The organism is Bacillus capparidis (assembly GCF_017832095.1).
Classification (GTDB): Bacteria; Bacillota; Bacilli; order Bacillales; family Bacillaceae; genus Bacillus; species Bacillus gobiensis.
Window position 1 is genome coordinate 742,696 of record NZ_JAFDST010000001.1, and the last position, 18,034, is coordinate 760,729.

An 18,034-nucleotide genomic window follows, 5' to 3' on the forward strand; every position below is an offset into this window, starting at 1 on the left:
ATTAGGAGGTGACCTAGCGTGATCAAGCAAAAAGCAATGATTCTTTCAAACAATTTTTATAAGTGGGTCATACTGGGGCTGGCTACATTTACACAGGCAAGTGCCACTCTTGTTACCTACGGGGTCGGTCCTTTGATATTTTTTTGGCAGGATGTGTTCCAGCTTACGCAATTGGAATCAGGACTTTTACTATCTGCGGTCAATATCGGACCGTTGTTTTTCATGCTGTTTGTCGGCCGGCTTCTCGATCGTTCAAATGAGAAGCTGTTAATTGGTCTTGGATCCGTTTTATTAAGCCTATCTTTACTGGCTGTGACATTAGTGGATGAATATTTAGGCTTACTCGTTGTTCTTTTCGTTGTGGGCATATTCTATAGCTCCGCCCAGCCTGGAGGAAGCAAAGTGATTGTCAAATGGTTTCCAAGCCAGCATCGGGGACTGGCAATGGGAGTACGCCAGGCTGGTATCCCGATTGGAGGTGCAATGGCCGGGATGATCATTCCCGCTTTTGGATTATCCTACGGTTGGCATTCGGCCGTTTATTTTCTTTCCGGCTTATGTATGACCGGAGGACTTATGTTTCTTATTTTTTATAAGGAACCTTCTTTTCATGAAGCTACTTCTGCAGAGAGTGATAGAAAGAATTTTCGTAAACAGCTGCAGGAAATCGTGAAAAACAAAGCATTATATCCTGTCTTTTTTACAGGAATCACCATGATTTCTTTGCAGCTCGTTATCGTCGGACACCTTACGATCTATTTCACTCACGCTGGATCAATTGCACCATTGCTTGCAGGACAGCTTTTTTCAGTAACGTTGTTTTTTGGAATGGCCGGAAGAGTTCTGCTAGCATCAGCAAGCGATTCGATGTTTAAGGGAGATCGGAGGACACCATTATTCTTATCCGTTTTTGCTGTCTTAATGTCTGTACTCTTTCTCTCAACGAATTTAGAAAGCCTTCCTCTTTGGGTGCTTTTTGTTCTCTGCGCTTGGTTAGGTTTCTTCGGAATCGGATGGTACAGTCTTTTTATAGTTGAGGTTGCGGAAAAAGCAGCAGATGATTCAGTCGGAGTCACCGTCAGCTTTGCCTTGACCTTAAATCAGATTGCGATCATCACAGCACCGCCTGTTTTCGGTCTGATTGTAGATATGAGAGGCTATGCTTTTAGCTGGCTTTGCTTAACATTCAGTCTACTTCTCTCGGGATTATGGCTATATAAAAAGAAGGATTTTTAACGCGGTTAATAAAATAAAGTAATTGCAAATTTGATAATTGGATAAACTGTAAAGTCTTCCTCTATATCCATCCACCATCTATGCCAAAATTTTACAGGCAACTTACTTTACATCCTTTCAATGAGGTTGCATAATGATCTATTGAAAAGTATATACATTTATATCATATACTTACCTGAAGGAGAGTGTAGCTTGTGAGCAAAACCTGTGTTCCGACTGGCGTAGAACTAAAAGACACTGGCTTTGGATATACGTTGTCATTAATAAGCGGTAAATATAAAATGATCATTATATATTGGCTGTCAGAAAATAAGGTTATGCGGCATAATGAATTGAAGAGAAGTATCGGTACCATTTCCTTTAAAACGCTGAGCATCATGTTAAAAGAGCTTGAGACAGAAGGCCTTATCATACGCAAGGAATTTCCCCAAATACCTCCAAAAGTTGAATATTCATTATCTGAACGTGGTCTTTCTCTCGTTCCATTGTTAAATATGATGTGCGAGTGGGGAGAGAAAAACCGTTTGCCAGCTCTGGAGGATATACAGCGGTAGGCATAGCTATTTTGTTTACATCAAAAGAAGTATTTCCTGAACAAGGAAATACTTCTTTTCTATAGCTTTAATAAAGCTACCTATTACAGGTTGTCAACAAAATTCAAATAATCTTGTGCGCTTTTTTCCAATTCGCTTGTACCCGGCTCATTTTCCTCTTCTTCGTTTCCACCAGGCTCATTTTCTTTGCCATAAAACGCAAAGAACGAACGATAATCAGCATTGCAGTATAGGAAGGTAGTTTCAATAGGAGATAATAATTGTTCAAGTGTATATCGATATCTTCCCTCTTCACTATAATCTTCTTTTTTAATTCCTGCAGACACACTTAAAGCAACTTTACGATTCCTTAATTTATCCCCTCCATTTGAACCATAAGCCCATCCATAAGCTAAAACTTCGTCAAACCATTTTTTAAGGAGAGGCGGAGAATTAAACCAATATATAGGGAACTGCAAAACAAGTTTACCATGTGATTCAACCAATTTTTGTTCTTTTTCCACGTCTATGTTTCCATCCGGGTAAACCTTATACAATTCGCGAACAGTATACTTTTCTGAATATTTTTTGAGTTCTTCTACCCATCGCTTATTAATGACGGATGTTTCTATACTTGGGTGTGAAACGATAACAAGAGTTTTCAAAGATTTGTCCTCCTTAAATATTATTTATATCTGGAGTATAAAGTGCACACTGCAAATATGTAAGTATGCACTTTTAGTACAGGTACTTTCATAAAGGTGAGTGTCAAATCAGTCATAAAATTATTACGATCGCTACCTCTACCCCAGACAAAGTAATTTCTTTAGTGACAAATCTTCAAATATCGTTATGTAACTTATCGAGATTCCGTGAAAAACATTAACGAAGGTGTGCCAAGATTTAATTCAGGCTCCATTTCAGCGACTAATTGCTTTTTGTGGAGTATTACAAGGCTGCTTCTTCGAGAGGCAGCCTTGTATATCGGCGGCGCTTTTTTCATTTTATCGGCGAAAATAGAAATATATCAGCGAAAACGGCTGATATATCGGCGAAAATTTCAATATATCGATTATTCGACAAAATTCGTCATAAATAAGAGCAAAATTCCGTTCTTTTTAAGAATTTGTTGACCGCAGCCCCGTAATTTTTATAAAAACCCAGTACATGATGTTAATGCACTCACTCGAATACTATGCTTTCATACTTCCTTCATTAGGGATTTGGTCAAGTCCGTCAATATTTTTTTTGTGATATTCTTAGTTTGAAACTCTTTATCAATTCCTGATTCATTTATTGGTATCGCACTATCCTTGTTTGACTCTTTTGAAGTAGAACATCCACATACGAAAGCACTAAAACGACAAACAGTATTAAATTCCGCATATATATCCCCCTACTTACTTGGAAAAACACCTTTTTCTCGTTATTTGTGTCCAGTAAACTAAAAGTTTTTGAGGTCATCAACAATCTCGGGTAATCCTTCGTAAAAAAAATGCTCATTACCTGGAAGAACACGCGCAGTTGCATCAGAAAGTTTTTCTTTGAAATGATTTAGATGTGAAACCGGTACAATTTCATCATTAGAACTATGGTAGAGGAATATCTTTGAGATTTGCGGAAGCTTTGAAGCAAAATTTTCAGGCAGCATGAATTCGCTGCTGTGCCAATCCGTATCATCTTTGCTCCAGTAGGGTGCTGCAATCAAAAATAATCCAATGATGGATAGATCAAAAGCTTCTTCGGAAAGATATTTAATCAGAACAGATCCTCCCAACGAATGACCGATGAGAATCACTTCCCCATCCAATGCTGACAGTTCTTGATCAAGCTTCTCTCTCCACAACTCGTATTTTGGATTTTCCGGAAAAGGCATTTTCGGAAGCAATAAACGATACCATTCATCCAGCTCATCATGTAAATATTCAGCTAAGCGGCTGCTTCCTTGCAGTGCCCCTTGTTCTCCAGCACTATGAATGAAAATTACTTGCTTTTTCATTTAAATCGCTCCTTGTACAGGAATTGGATTCTTGTCCATTTTACAATTAACTTCTTTTTATGTAATGTTCATGAGAAATGTTCTCTCCTCCCCTATTTACAAGTTTTTTTCCTTCATCCATTCTTAGACAAGAATAAAACTCCTCGATGTTATGAAAAATAATAAAAAAATTCAACAGGAGTTGTCACCGTGAAAAAATCCTTTACCTTAATATTCTCCCTCACCCTCGTTCTTACGGCGTGTACAGGAAATAATGAAAATTCGGGAGAAGCACAGGACCAAACGAATCCGCAGCCAAGAGTTCATCAGATTAAGACAGAAACAAATCAATCCAAAACTAAAGAAGTGAATCCTTCGGAAACTGCACACGGAAACCATACAATTGACAGTATTGGATTTCTAGAGCCAGTTGATCCCAAACAAGCTGTTTCAGAAGTAAATAATGTTGGAAAGCATTTGTCTTACGTCGCTTTTTTTAGCTATAGGGCTCAGGAAGACGGAAATTTAATCCCTATTAAAGATGATGAGGCACTTCCTGCGACGCGAAAAAACGGTGCAGCCGCAATGATGGTTGTTACCAATTTTACAGAAGGAAACTTCTCTCCGGATGTTGCACACAAAATTTTTACAGACAAAACGGCATCTAAACGATTTATCCAGAAGGTTATTCAAACAATGAAAGCAAAAGGTTATAAAGCACTTAACATTGATTTTGAACACATTCGGGCTGAGGACCGCGATCTCTATAATGGATTTCTAGAAACACTCATCCCACAAGTTCGAAAAGCAGGATTCAAAGTCTCAACTGCCCTTGCTCCAAAAACAAGCGATGAACAAAGCGGTCCGTGGCATGGGGCACATGATTACAAACACCATGGAGAAATTGCGGATTTTGTGATATTGATGACCTATGAATGGGGCTGGTCTGGCGGTCCTCCGATGGCGGTATCACCTATTCCGCAGGTTAAAAAAGTAATCGATTATGCATTATCAGTCATACCTAGAGAGAAAATTGTGATGGGAGCACCACTCTACGGCTATGATTGGACGCTGCCGTATGAAAAGGGAGGCAAATTCGCCAAGAGAATTGCACCAAAGGAAGCGGCAGAATTAGCGATAAAAGAAGGCGCAGAAATCAAGTTCGATAACGAAGCTCAAGCTCCTCATTTTAATTACAGGGATGACAATAATAAGGAACACACCGTTTGGTATGAAAATGAACAAAGTGCCCAAGCAAAATTTAATCTTGTGAAAGAGTATCGACTTCGCGGTATCGCCTATTGGGTTTTAGGAGAACCTTTCCCGCAGAATTGGTCAATGCTGGAAGACCAATTTACCATTAAAAAAGAACAATAAATATAGAAAATAACAAATGGTTACTGAGATTTGCAGTAACCATTTGTTATAGGATTGAACTCCACTTCATATTAATACAGCAGCCTTTGGCTTCAGATATAAACAGATGGCTTTTTATTGTCTCGACTTCTACTTTGCATCGTGAAAAATAATGCCCATCCCATAACGAATCCCGGATGTGAGTGTACTTACCCCATGACGAACCGTATTCCGATAGTAGCCATTTTTCCCTTTTACTGGACGATGGTTTGTCGGGAATATCAAAGCCTCCCCTTGCTCGAGTGTAATTACATGTCCGCGGCTTTGCGCCCGCGGCCTTTGCTCAACAAGCAGAGATTCTCCTCCGGTATAGTCCTTCTCAAGTTGGTTTAAAGCGAACACCACCTGGAAAGGGAAGTACACATCGCCATATAAATCCTGATGAAGGCAGTTATACCCGCCTGGCTCATATTTTAGAATGAGCGGAGTAGTTCTGGTCTGTTCTTTCTCGTGGCATTTTTTAAGAAAGTCATCCAAAGTTTCCGGATAAGCTGGCTCTTTCTTCAAATATACCAGCCAGCGGTTAGCTGCTTTCGCGAGTTCTGGATAAAATGCGGTGCGTATCTCCTGAATCAGTGATGGAAGCGGCGTGTCAAAGTATCTGTACTGTCCTTCCCCGAAACGATATCTTTCCATATTGATCGTTGTACGATAGAGGGAATCATCATCATAACGATTGATCACTTCTTCACATTGTTCCCTGCTCAACAAAGCTGGGAGTTTGGCAAATCCTTGTTCATCGAGAGTTTGATGAGTTGATTCCCATTCAATGCTTTTAATGGATTCAGCCAATTGATTCGCCATTGTTAATGCCTCCCTTGTTTTTGCTCCAGCTGAAGCAATGATTTCTTCATTTCTAACCCGCCCCTATATCCTGTTAATGATCCATCTTTACCAACTACACGATGGCATGGTACGGATACGAGTAGAGGATTTCTGCCGATCGCAGTTCCAACTGCCCGTACTGCGGACGGTTTGTTGATCATATTGGCAATTTGTGAGTAGGTAATCGTTTCTCCATATGGAATTTCCTTAAGAGCTGCCCAAATTTTCATTTGAAAAGGTGTCCCTTCAACATCTACAGGCATGGAAAATGTTCGCCGTTCTCCTATGAAATATTCTTCAAGCTCTTGTTTATAAGGTTCAAGCCTCTTATCGTCTTGAACCAGTTCGTACGTTGGAAAACGTTTGTTAGCCCAATTCTCCAATTCTTCGATGCCTTTATTTGGCGACCCCATAAAACATAAGCCATTTATCGTAGCAGCAAGATAAAACCGACCGATCTTACTCGTATACCGAGACCAATAAATAATTTGGTTAATGGTTTGTTCCATGTGAAATCTCCTCCGTTCATTGGTTTCCTTTGTGATTTTTCCGGTACTCTGAAGGGGTTTGCTTCATTCTTTTTTTGAATAACGTGACAAAATAAGCAGTATTCGGATATCCTACAGCTGAACCTATATTCGTTACAGATTCGTTGGTTGTTTTAAGGTAATACGCTGCCTTGTCTATTCGAACCTGCTGAATATATTCTGTTGGACTCATACCCTTCATTCGTTTGAACGTTCGCTGCAAATGGTAAGGGCTTCCATGACTTGACTCCGCTATCAAATTCAAGGTAAGCGGCTCGCTATAGTTGGCATCAATCCATTCTGTCACTTGCTGGATCCATTCCTCGTCCGGCAAACGCAACCCACTTGGCCTGCATCGTTTACAGGGGCGGAAATTCTCCAACAGTGCCTGCTCAGTATTGTTGAAAATTCGAACGTTTTCTTTATTAGGAGGTCTTGATTTGCATGACGGACGACAAAATATGCCTGTCGTCTTTACAGCATAATAAAATGTGTTGTCAAAGGCTGCATCATTTTCCATAATCGCTTTCCAATAGTTATCTGGAATTCTGGATTTCATCTTATCACCTCTGTTTCCACAGTATCAGGTTTTATTTTTTAATCAATGTTTTTCGAATATAAGAGCAATATAACAAAATTGTATGTGTTATGGTTTATACGTTTTGAGTTTATCTAAACCTTGAGTAATCTAAACCATATTTGAATATAAAAGCAAGATTACGAAATAAATAATTGCAACCATGTGATACAACTATAATGTACAAACACGAAGGAGGTTATTTATGGAACATTCAAGGGAAGTCTTTAAGAACGTGATGATGATACACACGCCAAAAGAATTTAGTTTTGCGGAAAACTTAAATTACCTGCAGCGGTCTCCGAATGAATGTCTGTTCACAATTGTTGATGAAAAGATTTATCGAGCGATCAGAGTAGGTTCGGAAACCACGTTAGTGAAGATTAGCGCAGAGGAAGAATCGACCCTTGCCATTCATTTTTTGAACAATACCTCACCTGAAAATAAAGACGTTCGTTCAAAGGTAATTCAATACATTCGCGAATGGTTTGACCTGGACACAGACTTACTGCCCTTCTATAAACTCGCAGAAACGGATCCGTTTTTGAAGCGGCCTGTGTCACAGTTCTACGGATTACGGAATATGGGAATACCTGAATTGTTTGAAGCCTTGGCATGGGGAATTCTGGGTCAGCAAATAAATCTTGGCTATGCGTACACTCTAAAACGGCGTTTAGTTGAAAAGTATGGCACATATATAGAATGGAACGGCTCCAAGTATTGGAACTTTCCAACACCTGAAGACATAGCTATATTAAATGTGGAAGATCTATTCGAATTGAAGATGACTGTAAAAAAATGCGAATACCTCATTGGTGTAGCACAACTTCTTGTTAATGATGTCATAAGCAAAGAGAAGCTGCTGGCTTTGAAGAATATTAATGAAGCCGAGAAAACTTTGGTTAAGATACGAGGCATTGGACCATGGACGGCCAATTATGTCTTAATGCGGTGTCTTCGATTTCAAGCGGCGTTTCCAATTGACGACGTTGGCTTGCATAATTCTATTAAGCTTCTACTGGAGATGGAACAAAAGCCGACGAAGGAAGAGATCAGAAAATATGCGGCTGCTTGGAAGAATTGGGAATCTTATGCGACATTCTATTTATGGAGATTGTTATATTAACAAAGGTTTAAAGCCTATTGAATTAATGACATAACCATTTGTAGTGGATATAAAAAACACAGAAACAATACTCAGGATGCATTCAAACGCACCTGAGCATTGTTTGAACTGCTTAATTAGTTGTTTGGGCTACTACTTTATGAAGGGCATTTGCGACAGTTCCATATTCGCTCGCATGTGGACGATCGTCTCCGTCTTCATAGCCATAATCAAACATCCGGTTTCTATTCAAAGTCAGCTTCGTGAATGACGGCCGCAACAAATCAAATAGCTCGAAACGTTCCTGCAATTGAGGGAATTTCTTTTGATACGAAAGGATTTCCTCACGAACAATGTTCCAAAAACGATATTCAGAAAACTGTTCATTCTCTTGCAGTATGTCGCTTAAGTAGCGGAAGTGACAAATGAACAATCCTGTTAAGATGAACTGAGTCAGTCCTTCAGGCGGTTCGGTGCGCAACACTTTCTTTAATTCCACTGACAGTCCTGCCAGCTCCTGAAACGGCTGGTCACTAATATTTACATCATCAACGAAATCCTTCATGATAATCCGTTCCGGTGTGTAATTTTTTAGGACAAGCACGGTATTTTGGCCATGTGGTGAAAAGACAGTTCCATATTGATATAAATAATGAAGCAGAGGAGGCAAAACAGAGTTCGTCAATTTCTGGACCCACTCCTCTACGCTAAGCCCGGATTTTTCTATGAGTTGGGAAACGAAAGGAATCCCTTCTTGATCCACATGGAGCAACGCAGCCAATGTGATTGCATGTTCATTATCACTTAGTTCCTTATAGATACTTTCTCTCCATACGACACCGAGCATTTCTAAATATTGATAAGGAGCTCCCTTCAATTGATGGAATGTGCGGTGATTGACATTCATCGTCGCAACCTCGCCTAACAGCCCTAGCCGGCATGTTTCTTTTAAATACGAATCGTTTTCTAGGATGTTTTTCATAAATTTCGTTACGTCTGGTGCGATGACGGTTCTCTCACTAGGCAATCCTCTATAAACAAGCGTATTTAAAATACTCATTGGCAGCTTTACATGAAACTTTTCTTTGTTGGAAAGATTGACAAATGTGCGTATGGATTGCTGAGGGAGATATTCATCTTCTCCTTCTCCTAACGGTATAATTTCTTTTTTTGCTATTTCCGCTGCAAACATAGAGACAATGGTTTGATTCCATTGCCATGAATGAATCGGCATGAAGTAATAATCCGTATCGTTTACACCTAAAGTGCTAAGCCTTTTTCCAAATCGTTCTCGTTTCTCTTGATCCAGCTCTTGTTCGATTACATGTTCATAAGCTAAGCCATCAACGGAATGGAATGTGCCGATATTTTGATGGACGGCGATCCAAGATAAGTTCACCTTCTTTTTTTGCTCAGGTGCATATTGGACGTAATCATCGTATCCGAAACCAATACGTCCCTTATTATAAGTAATCCAAGGATGCCCCGTCATTTCTCCTTCCAGTTCTGCATAGCCGAGTTCAGTTAATTGTGCAGATGATTTAGCTTTTTCCTTTAAATGAGTATCCGCGACAAGTGTATGCAAATATTCTTTCACTAAGTGGCCCGCAGTTGAGCCTGTCATCTTTCCTTCTTCTTGAATGCTTAACAAGAGGCCAAGAGACAATGGGATATCAGTATCTTCAATTAAATTGACGTCAATGCTCTCAACCAATATATGAAAGCTGTCAAACAATCGCGGCTTTGCCTCAAAACGGTACACCGTTCCTTTTTTATCTCTCCATTCATAATAGTGAGTGTCCTCTTTTTTCGATAAGAGAGTCGGGATAATAATTTCTTCGTATATAAACTCTTGAAGCATTTTCGCCAAAAGTTTTCGATCAGCTTCCTGCCAAGCTTTTTCTGTTAACATCTGTAGCGGCGTTTCAATAATCTTCACAATCGTCCACTCCTTTTATTTATTGAATATGATGGTTTGAAATCATTGATAAAAAGCAAGCTCATACATACAGCTGCTCCGATTAACAAGCAGCCGCTTAGTAAAAATGGCCCTTCCATTCCATTATGCTGTATGCTTATAAACGCAGTCATTGGGGCAAACAGCAAGGCTGTGCTTTGCACCGAAGCAACGAGACTATATAAAAACGGCGACTTCTTGCCAATCCCCAACTGGAAAAAAATGATATCGATTGCTGCAAAACTAACAAAAAAACAGATCCCATACAATACACGAATGAACACAAATAACCATATGTGACCTGCTAACACTTGGAAAAAGAGCAACACACCTGTTACACCTGTTACACTGATCAAAATGACTTTCCCATGGGATTGAAGATAGCGCTTCGGAAAGATAAATTGCATCACGATCGCTACAAGACTTGGCATCACATACAATATTCCAGCCTCTTGCTGTGAGATGGTGTAGCTACTGTCAAAAAAAGTCGTAAAATAAGGTCGTATCGCGTGATGGCCGATATAAAAGAGAAACACTATAAGTAAATAAACAAGAAATCCCCACTGCCATTTCGTTCCTATTAATGCCCGCTCTTTATTTCTTACGTCCCTCTCCTTTGTAATTGCTTTATTGTTTAATGTAATAAAACAGCTGACTGCTGCGAGAATGATATCAATCAAAGCAAAGATGTAATAGCTATGTAAAGGCAATGGCTCGTTGATAACGAAACTTCCTGCGATACCTGACACAATCACACTGCCATGTAAAACAAATAAATAAGTTGTCGTTGCCTTTACTTTTTCACCTTCATTCTTACTTGAAGCTACCATTGCCGGGTATAACAAATATATCGCACTTTGAAAAAAGAGCAGCACAACCGAGGTTGCTAAAAACTGGGGAAAGGTATGAACCATAGGAATGATGGCTTTGCACCCTGCCATTCCTACCAGCGAAGCAGTAACAAGCTTCCCCAAACTCCATCTTCTAGCAATTACCGCCCACATTGGCGTCATAATAATGACTATAAGTCGACAGCAAACAATGAACACACTTGTTACTTGCACCCCATCCGTTCCCATATGGAAGTATTCAGAAAATAATTGAGGATAATAGGGCGATAACAGCATTTCAGAAGTCAAAGTAAATAGCAAACAACTATATACAAACCCTTTTTCGCCCTTCGTCATTTCCTTATCCTACAATCCAAACTGTTGGAATACATTATGCTCATATGTTTGATAAACTTCTTTTCCAGCGATTTGGTTAATTATTGTCACGTTTCGAAACGCGCCTAGTCCTAAATCAGGAGCGCCAACGCCGTGCGTATGCAGCTCGCCATTTTGGACAAATAAATGATTATGACCTTTTTCCTTTAGCTTCACTTTATAATCTTCTTGAATGACAAGCTGACCGCTTTCATCCCACTCCAGCTTTTCCTTTATGCCTTCTAAACAATTGGGGACGTAAGGATGATAACCCGTTGCAAGAATGACAGCATCACTTTCTATATGCTTACCCGCTTCTTGTTCGTGCTGATACAGCGATAATTTATACCCGCCATTGTCTTCTTCTATGGAAACCAACTCGGTCAATGCCTGCAATTGAACATCCAGTCGCTTGTTTCCCGCAGTCCGTTCGTACAATAAATCATAAATAGCAGCAATCGTATCAAAACTAATCCCTTTATACAGCAATGCTTGATTGTTCAAGACCTTTTTTTTCTTTTCTTTGGGCAGTTTATAAAAGTAACGGGTATAATCCGGTGAAAAATGCTCCAGTCCAAGCTTGGAATACTCCATCGGATAAAACCCTTTGGATCTCGTGAACCAAGATAGTTGATAACCTTGATCAGGCTGTTTCGTTAAAAGGTCATAAAAAACTTCAGCTGCACTCTGTCCAGAGCCGATAACCGTAACCGAACTTGCTTTCGAAACATTTTCTCTCTTGTCCATGTACTGTGAAGAGTGAAATACCTGGTCGCCAAGTGCGGAATGAAACCTCTCCGGGACGTACGGTTTCGTCCCCACTCCAATCACTACATGTTTGGCATCATACGTTTTTTGTTCATTTTCTCTAGCGGAGAAAACGGTCACGCGAAAATGCCCGCCCTTTGTTTGTTCGATGTTCTTTACTTCGCATTCAAACTGAAGCTGCGGAAGTTGCTCTGATACCCATTGACAATAATGATTGTATTCTGTTCGCGGGATATGAAATTTCTCAAAAAAGTAAAATTGGTAAAGCCGTTTTTGCGTATGTAAATAGTTTAAGAAGCTAAAGCGGCTTGTCGGATCTACCATTGTTACTACATCTGCCATAAAAGGCACTTGTAAAGTCGTTCCTTCTAGGAGCATTCCCGGGTGCCATTCAAAACGTGTTTTTTTATCAAAGAACAAAGAACGGCATTCCGTTTTTTCTAGCAATGCTGCTAATCCGAGATTAAAAGGTCCGATTCCAACGCCAATGACGTCTAAAATTTTTTCATTTTCCAATCTGTCCACCTTCTTTCAAACACATTCCGTTCACATTCCATCAGTAAAGCCGATTTGTCAGACAACTCGACCTCCATTACTGGTTGAAACCCGCATTTTTTAAACACGTATATCATTTTTTCGTTTCGAATATCTGGCTCCGCTATAATTTTGTTTGTTTCGGGCACTTGAAATTTTTTCTGCAAAATCGTCATTAATAACGGATATGTGAAGCCTTTTCCTAAAAAATCTGTCGGCCCGATCAGCAAGTGAATTCCTTGGTCGTACTCATCAAAAGCGTAATAGTTCCCGATTATATCGCCCTTCACCCAATATGACTCCCAATAACTCATCGGAACTCCGTCTAGTTCACCAACCAAAAGTGTTTGATGATCATCCTGTAAGAACTTCTGTAAATGTACTTTATACTTTTCTAATGAAATATTTAATTTCCAATAAGGGATAACATGCTTCTCATGCATCCAGGAGTGAAGCTGTTCTAAATCCTTTTCCATCGTTACTCGGCGAAACAAAATTGATTTTTGAATAACTGGATCATACCGCTCAAATGGATACTTCTGTTGAACGAAAAGGTTAGACTTCATAGGGTTCACCTGCTGGTATTGCAAGCGGATTCGGAACATCCACATATACAGATTGAGTCTCAAGAGAACCCGCAAGCTCATCCATATCATGAACTCTCGTTAACAAATTTGCCTTGCATGGGAGCTTTTCTTCGTTCAATAATGAATTCAATAAGTTCGTATGATCACCTAAACGATTTTTTAAATCTGTCAGCTCCGCTCTCAACATAGCCAGTAACTGATGTTCTTCGATAAGCCCATTGACTCCAAATGCATTGATCACACCGAACAAATGATTGAAAAATACATAGTATCGAAAGCGCTCCTCTGCAACCTGATCAGTACATATCGTGTCGCTTTTTTCATTTAATGTTGAAACGAGACGCATTAAAGTGGTTGCTTTTGACTCCATGAAATAATAACCTTGATTATCACGATAATAGAAAACAGACGGATAGCCGTATTCATCCAGCTTAATGACGGAATTTTGCTGGTGTGCTTCCAATGCGATTCCATACGATGCATATAACCAGTAGAGAGGGCGCAAGCTTACCTGCAAATAACGGGCAAACCACTGCTTGCTCGCTTCCTCAGTGGAAACCTCTTCCCGGCGGGCAATATCAGCAATGATGTTTGTTAAATGTGAGCTGCTCCCTGTAATATGGTCCTGGCATAATGCAGCAAGCAGAGTAGTCCTTGATTCGTTTCCGTCTTGAAACGGATTATCACGAATGACTACCTCAAATCCTGTCTCCTGCGTTTCAGATTTCAACGTAATATAAGCAGGATCTTCAATGATACGGAATGACGGATGATTTTCTTTTAGCTTTTCGTGAAGCTCTTCATGAAGCAGGCGGCTCACTTCCACTCCCCGGCTCAGCTCTTTTCGTTTATTGATTCGCAGTGAATTGGTGATTTTTACAGGGATCGAGAATTTATACATAAAACTCGCTTCTGGATGATACACAGTCCGGACAGAAGAGGTTGGATAAAACTTTCTCCCTTTCGGCCCAAGATACTCAAGCTTTCCTGATTGAATCAAGCGGCACACGTCTTCTGTTTCCAGAAGCTTCCTCGCTTGAAGCGGGTGAATTGGGATGAGTGAAAAATGATCTTCCCGACAATACTCTTCTTTAAACGTTTCTGATACGAACGGGTCTCTTTTTAATTCTTCCTTAATTAGCGCTGAAGCGTTTTGAGATAGGATAGAATCTTCCTCGACGATGTCGTCTGCAGCCCGAAAATAATGAAGCTGGAATGCCCCTTTTCGTTCAGGTGCAAAAATATGTTCTTCTGCTTCGTCAATACCTTGACGGCTTTTTGGTGTTGGATGCACTTGATGGCCGATGATCAACGACTGCTCAGATTGAAGAAATGTTTTTTCTGTTTGATAACATCCGTCCAAATCATTGATTCGTTCTGAAATAATTCCTTTCATATTTTGATAGCTTAAGATCGTCCGAAGCACAAACTCATCCATTTGAATGGGCTTTTCGGAAGAGAGAGTTAATTCTTTTTGAATGAAATCTAGTAATGTTTTGTAATCTAGCTGTTTCGCTTCATCGTTCTTTATTTGATAGTACATATCAGGAGCTAAGAGGTGACGCCCTGTTATAGACTTATATCGAACCGGAACGAATAATGTAACTGACTGTCTGTTAAACATAATGACTAATACATGCCTGATGCTCTCATCTTCTATCGAAACCGGGACTTCATCAGGAAGCTTCCACTCCCCTTCCCCTGTTTCAATCACATAACAATTGAGCAGATTTTGCATAGTAAGATGATTAGTAATGAACGGAATATTCATACCGGGTCTCTCCTTGTTCGTTCTCAATTTTTTCTCCAGCTAATTTTATTTGCTTTATATGATTTTTCATAAGACTGATCGTATTGAGAGGATTGAGCATTGTAAATTTCAAATACACGCTTCCCAATTGCTTTGTTTTAGCTATGATCAGCTCACCGCTTTGATAGAAAGCCCGCTGAAGCTCGAGATTGATTTCATCAACACTCACATCCCTGTTAGTCGAAGGAACGTAGCGGAATAAAACAGTATTGAGCTCCGGGTCATTCAGCAACTCAAACGAAGAATCTTCCTTTAACAGACATGCAGTTTCCTTTGCCAGGTTAATCGTATAATCGACCATTTCCCCAAATAAATCGGTTCCTACCAATTTCAACGTCATTAATAGCTTTAAAGCATCAAATCGTTTGGTTGTTTGGACGCTTTTTTCCACGAGATTGATAATACCGCCTTCCCGATCTTCTTCGGGATTCAAATAGTCTGCATGATATGAAATTTGCTGAAAGTCATTTCTTTGTTTGACAAAAAAAGCACCACAGCTAATGGATTGATAGTAAAGCTTATGGAAATCTATTGTTATCGAATCTGCTAAGCTTAGGTCACTGATCTTATGACGATATTGATGAGAAAATAACAAAGCTCCTCCGAAGGCGGCATCGACGTGAAGCCATAGCTGCTCTTCATTCGCTATCTTTGCGATCTCACTCAGGCAATCTATGCTTCCGAAGTCCGTCGTTCCTGCGGTTGCCACTACCATGAAAGGCAAGAGTCCTTCTTGCCGCAATTTTTCAATTTTTTCCTTTACATCGCCTGTACATAATTGATGCTTATCATTCGTTGCTACTCTTACGACTGCATTCATTCCCAATCCAAGCTGAGCTGCAGATTGCTGCACTGTAAAATGGGCATGCTCAGAGCAAAGAATTCGCAATTTACTTGCTTCAAACGGCAGTCCTTCTTGGTGAACATTGATTGAAAAATACGCTTGGCAAGCTTTATTTCGCGCAAGCAGCACACCCATATAATTTGATTGTGTCCCTCCGCTTGTGAAAACACCGTCCGCTTCAGGTGAATAACCGATGCAGGACGTAAAGAATTTGACCAGTTCGGCTTCAACGTATGTAGCAGCCGGGCTTTGATCCCACGAATCCATTGATTGATTGAGTGCATTAATGATCACTTCCGCTGCAATTGACGGAAGTAAAGGCGGGCAATGGAGATGAGCCATGGCAGAAGGGTGAGAAATCCATAATGAATTTCTCACAACAGCATTTTTAACCTCTTCCAATACAGCGTCCATCTTCTGTGCGGCAGCCGGGATGTTCATTACCTTTTTCACCTCTAGCTCAATCTCTTTACGAGAGGCTCCCGAAAAAGGGAGATTGGCTTTCCTTGTTTGATCAGCAACCAATTGAACAACTGAATCCATGAGTGCATCGTACGTATTCTTGCTTTCACCATCTGGGTGTAGAAACCATTTAGTAAAGTTTGATTTCATGAATGTCACCTTCTAACGCAATCCAGAAATTGTTTCAGCACTGGTAATCGCCTCATGGAACCGCTGCAAAACTTCATCGATTTGCTCTTTTGAAATGATCAACGGGGGCAGTAGGCGAATCACCGAACCAAATCGTCCCCCTACTTCCAGAATCAATCCCCTCTTAAAGCATTCGTTTTGAATGTCTTTGGCAAGCTCTGGATTTGCCGGATAACTTCCTATTTTGTTAGGTTGTTTTGACGGATTGATAATTTCGACCCCGATCATGAGTCCCCTGCCTCTTACATCCCCGATTGTAGTAACTTCCTTTTGAATGGATTTTAATTGTTCGGATAAATATGTCCCCATTTCATTTGCGTGCTCTGGCAACTGATTCTCCTTTACAAAGCTTAACGTTGCTTTACCGGCAGCCATTGCCATTTGATTTCCTCTGAATGTTCCGATATGGGTTCCTGGCTCCCATTGATCAAGGCGGCGATCGTAAACAACAACGGATAACGGAAGACTCCCGCCTATCGCTTTTGATAGAACGAGTACATCCGGCTCGATCCCGGCAAGCTCAAATGCAAACATTTTTCCTGTTCGACCGATGCCAGTTTGTACTTCATCGAAGATTAATGGAATATCTCGTTCTTTTGTGATGCGACGCAGCTCTTTTAACCACTCGATTGGGGCTGGGATGGAGCCTCCTTCACCTTGTACCGCTTCGACGATGATCCCCGCTGGCTTGACGATTCCGCTTTCCGGGTCATCCAGTAAATTCTCAATGTATGCAGTGCTAATGTGATGACCTTCTTTTCCAACACCGAACGGGCAGCGGTATTCATATGGATACGGAAGGAAATGGGTATCCGGTACAAGTGCGTGAATGTTCTTTTTTGGCCCCGTCGTTCCAGAAATACTCAATGTGCCGTGTGTGGAACCGTGATATCCTCCCTGAAAAGAAAGAATCGTCCTATTCCCAGTAGCCGTTTTTACCAGCTTCAAGGCTGCTTCTACTGCATCAGCTCCTGTTGGCCCGCAAAAATGGATTTTTGCTTTTTCAGCAAATGATTGTGGCAATGCAGCGTACAATTCATCAATGAATGCTTCTTTTACTGGTGTTGTCAAATCAAGTGTATGTAATGGAACATAGGATTGAAGAACTTCTTCAATTGCTTCCCGGATAACAGCATGATTGTGTCCTAAAGCAAGCGTCCCTGCTCCCGCTAAACAATCAATGTATTTTTTGCTATCCATATCTGTTACATAAATGCCCTCTGCTCTTTCAATGGCAAGCGGCAATCTTCTTGAATAAGATCTTGCGTTGGATTCTCTTTTTTCTTGCATAGATAGTAATGCTTCATTTCCTGAATGAGTTCGAACGTATGCTTCCATATTTCAACACTCCTTGTATTTGATTAGATGAATTTCCTTCATGAATATTTATCAATTTTATTGAGAATGATTTTCAATATCACTTCTACAAGCTTAAGGTTAATTGATAATGATTCTCATAGTCAATACAAAAATGAAAAATA

16 protein-coding genes and 1 pseudogene are annotated in these 18,034 nt (G+C 40.2%); 4 read left to right on the forward strand and 13 right to left on the reverse strand.

From position 1 onward, the window contains the following. Nucleotides 1–36: 36 nt before the first annotated feature. Together JOC74_RS03635 and JOC74_RS03640 are read left to right on the forward strand one after the other, a co-directional pair. Entirely contained in the window at nucleotides 37–1,236 is a 1,200-nt protein-coding gene (locus JOC74_RS03635; RefSeq protein ID WP_053606008.1) for an MFS transporter, read from the forward strand. A gap of 194 nt (nucleotides 1,237–1,430) precedes the next feature. After that, a complete protein-coding gene (locus tag JOC74_RS03640) occupies nucleotides 1,431–1,790 on the forward strand; it encodes a winged helix-turn-helix transcriptional regulator (RefSeq protein WP_053603006.1) in 360 nt (119 codons plus the stop codon). 83 nt (nucleotides 1,791–1,873) lie between these two features. Here JOC74_RS03640 and JOC74_RS03645 read toward each other — a convergent pair whose 3' ends face one another. From JOC74_RS03645 to JOC74_RS03650, 3 genes and pseudogenes are all read right to left on the reverse strand, one after another. Further along, nucleotides 1,874–2,434: an NAD(P)H-dependent oxidoreductase gene (locus JOC74_RS03645; RefSeq protein WP_053603007.1), complete on the reverse strand. Its 561-nt coding sequence runs from the start codon at nucleotides 2,432–2,434 to the stop codon at nucleotides 1,874–1,876. Between the two features lie 203 nt (nucleotides 2,435–2,637). Beyond that, nucleotides 2,638–2,721: pseudogene (locus JOC74_RS23345) on the reverse strand (VOC family protein); the annotation flags it as partial. Between the two features lie 492 nt (nucleotides 2,722–3,213). Continuing rightward, nucleotides 3,214–3,768 carry an alpha/beta hydrolase gene (locus JOC74_RS03650; RefSeq protein WP_053603008.1) on the reverse strand — a complete coding sequence of 185 codons (555 nt, stop codon included), beginning with the start codon at nucleotides 3,766–3,768 and terminating at the stop codon, nucleotides 3,214–3,216. A gap of 189 nt (nucleotides 3,769–3,957) precedes the next feature. On the opposite strand from JOC74_RS03650, the gene JOC74_RS23350 reads away from it, so the two are divergent. Then, nucleotides 3,958–5,124: a glycosyl hydrolase family 18 protein gene (locus tag JOC74_RS23350; protein WP_053603009.1), complete on the forward strand. Its 1,167-nt coding sequence runs from the start codon at nucleotides 3,958–3,960 to the stop codon at nucleotides 5,122–5,124. Nucleotides 5,125–5,253: 129 nt separating this feature from the next. Here the strand turns inward: JOC74_RS23350 and JOC74_RS03660 are convergent, their stop codons facing one another. From JOC74_RS03660 to JOC74_RS03670, 3 genes are read right to left on the reverse strand one after another with little or no spacing between them, the layout of a single operon-like run. After that, entirely contained in the window at nucleotides 5,254–5,967 is a 714-nt protein-coding gene (locus JOC74_RS03660; protein ID WP_053603010.1) for a 2OG-Fe(II) oxygenase, read from the reverse strand. Nucleotides 5,968–5,969: 2 nt separating this feature from the next. Next, a complete protein-coding gene (locus JOC74_RS03665; RefSeq protein ID WP_053603011.1) occupies nucleotides 5,970–6,497 on the reverse strand; it encodes a methylated-DNA--[protein]-cysteine S-methyltransferase in 528 nt (175 codons plus the stop codon). A 16-nt stretch (nucleotides 6,498–6,513) separates the two neighbouring features. Then, the gene (locus JOC74_RS03670; protein ID WP_053603012.1) at nucleotides 6,514–7,074 is read right to left on the reverse strand and encodes a bifunctional transcriptional activator/DNA repair enzyme AdaA; all 561 of its coding nucleotides are present in this window, start codon (nucleotides 7,072–7,074) and stop codon (nucleotides 6,514–6,516) included. Nucleotides 7,075–7,297: 223 nt separating this feature from the next. On the opposite strand from JOC74_RS03670, the gene JOC74_RS03675 reads away from it, so the two are divergent. Continuing rightward, the gene (locus tag JOC74_RS03675) at nucleotides 7,298–8,218 is read left to right on the forward strand and encodes a DNA-3-methyladenine glycosylase 2 (RefSeq protein WP_053603013.1); all 921 of its coding nucleotides are present in this window, start codon (nucleotides 7,298–7,300) and stop codon (nucleotides 8,216–8,218) included. A gap of 112 nt (nucleotides 8,219–8,330) precedes the next feature. Here JOC74_RS03675 and JOC74_RS03680 read toward each other — a convergent pair whose 3' ends face one another. Genes JOC74_RS03680 through JOC74_RS03710 form a run of 7 tightly spaced genes read right to left on the reverse strand, consistent with a single transcriptional unit; the run spans nucleotide 8,331 to nucleotide 17,891 of the window. After that, nucleotides 8,331–10,136: an IucA/IucC family protein gene (locus JOC74_RS03680; RefSeq protein WP_082363795.1), complete on the reverse strand. Its 1,806-nt coding sequence runs from the start codon at nucleotides 10,134–10,136 to the stop codon at nucleotides 8,331–8,333. Next, nucleotides 10,133–11,341, reverse strand: coding sequence for an MFS transporter (locus tag JOC74_RS03685; RefSeq protein WP_082363798.1), 1,209 nt, complete (start codon nucleotides 11,339–11,341; stop codon nucleotides 10,133–10,135). Before JOC74_RS03685 ends, JOC74_RS03680 begins: the two co-directional genes overlap by 4 nt. A gap of 9 nt (nucleotides 11,342–11,350) precedes the next feature. Then, a complete protein-coding gene (locus JOC74_RS03690; protein ID WP_053603014.1) occupies nucleotides 11,351–12,643 on the reverse strand; it encodes a lysine N(6)-hydroxylase/L-ornithine N(5)-oxygenase family protein in 1,293 nt (430 codons plus the stop codon). Further along, on the reverse strand, nucleotides 12,622–13,227 hold the full coding sequence (locus JOC74_RS03695; protein ID WP_053603015.1) for a GNAT family N-acetyltransferase: 606 nt from the start codon (nucleotides 13,225–13,227) through the stop codon (nucleotides 12,622–12,624). Before JOC74_RS03695 ends, JOC74_RS03690 begins: the two co-directional genes overlap by 22 nt. Beyond that, nucleotides 13,217–15,019: an IucA/IucC family protein gene (locus tag JOC74_RS03700; RefSeq protein WP_053603016.1), complete on the reverse strand. Its 1,803-nt coding sequence runs from the start codon at nucleotides 15,017–15,019 to the stop codon at nucleotides 13,217–13,219. Before JOC74_RS03700 ends, JOC74_RS03695 begins: the two co-directional genes overlap by 11 nt. Next, complete coding sequence (locus JOC74_RS03705) at nucleotides 14,997–16,514, reverse strand: pyridoxal phosphate-dependent decarboxylase family protein (protein WP_211086053.1); 1,518 nt, start codon at nucleotides 16,512–16,514, stop codon at nucleotides 14,997–14,999. Before JOC74_RS03705 ends, JOC74_RS03700 begins: the two co-directional genes overlap by 23 nt. Before the next feature lie 12 nt (nucleotides 16,515–16,526). Continuing rightward, a complete protein-coding gene (locus JOC74_RS03710; protein ID WP_053603018.1) occupies nucleotides 16,527–17,891 on the reverse strand; it encodes an aspartate aminotransferase family protein in 1,365 nt (454 codons plus the stop codon). Nucleotides 17,892–18,034: the final 143 nt, after the last annotated feature.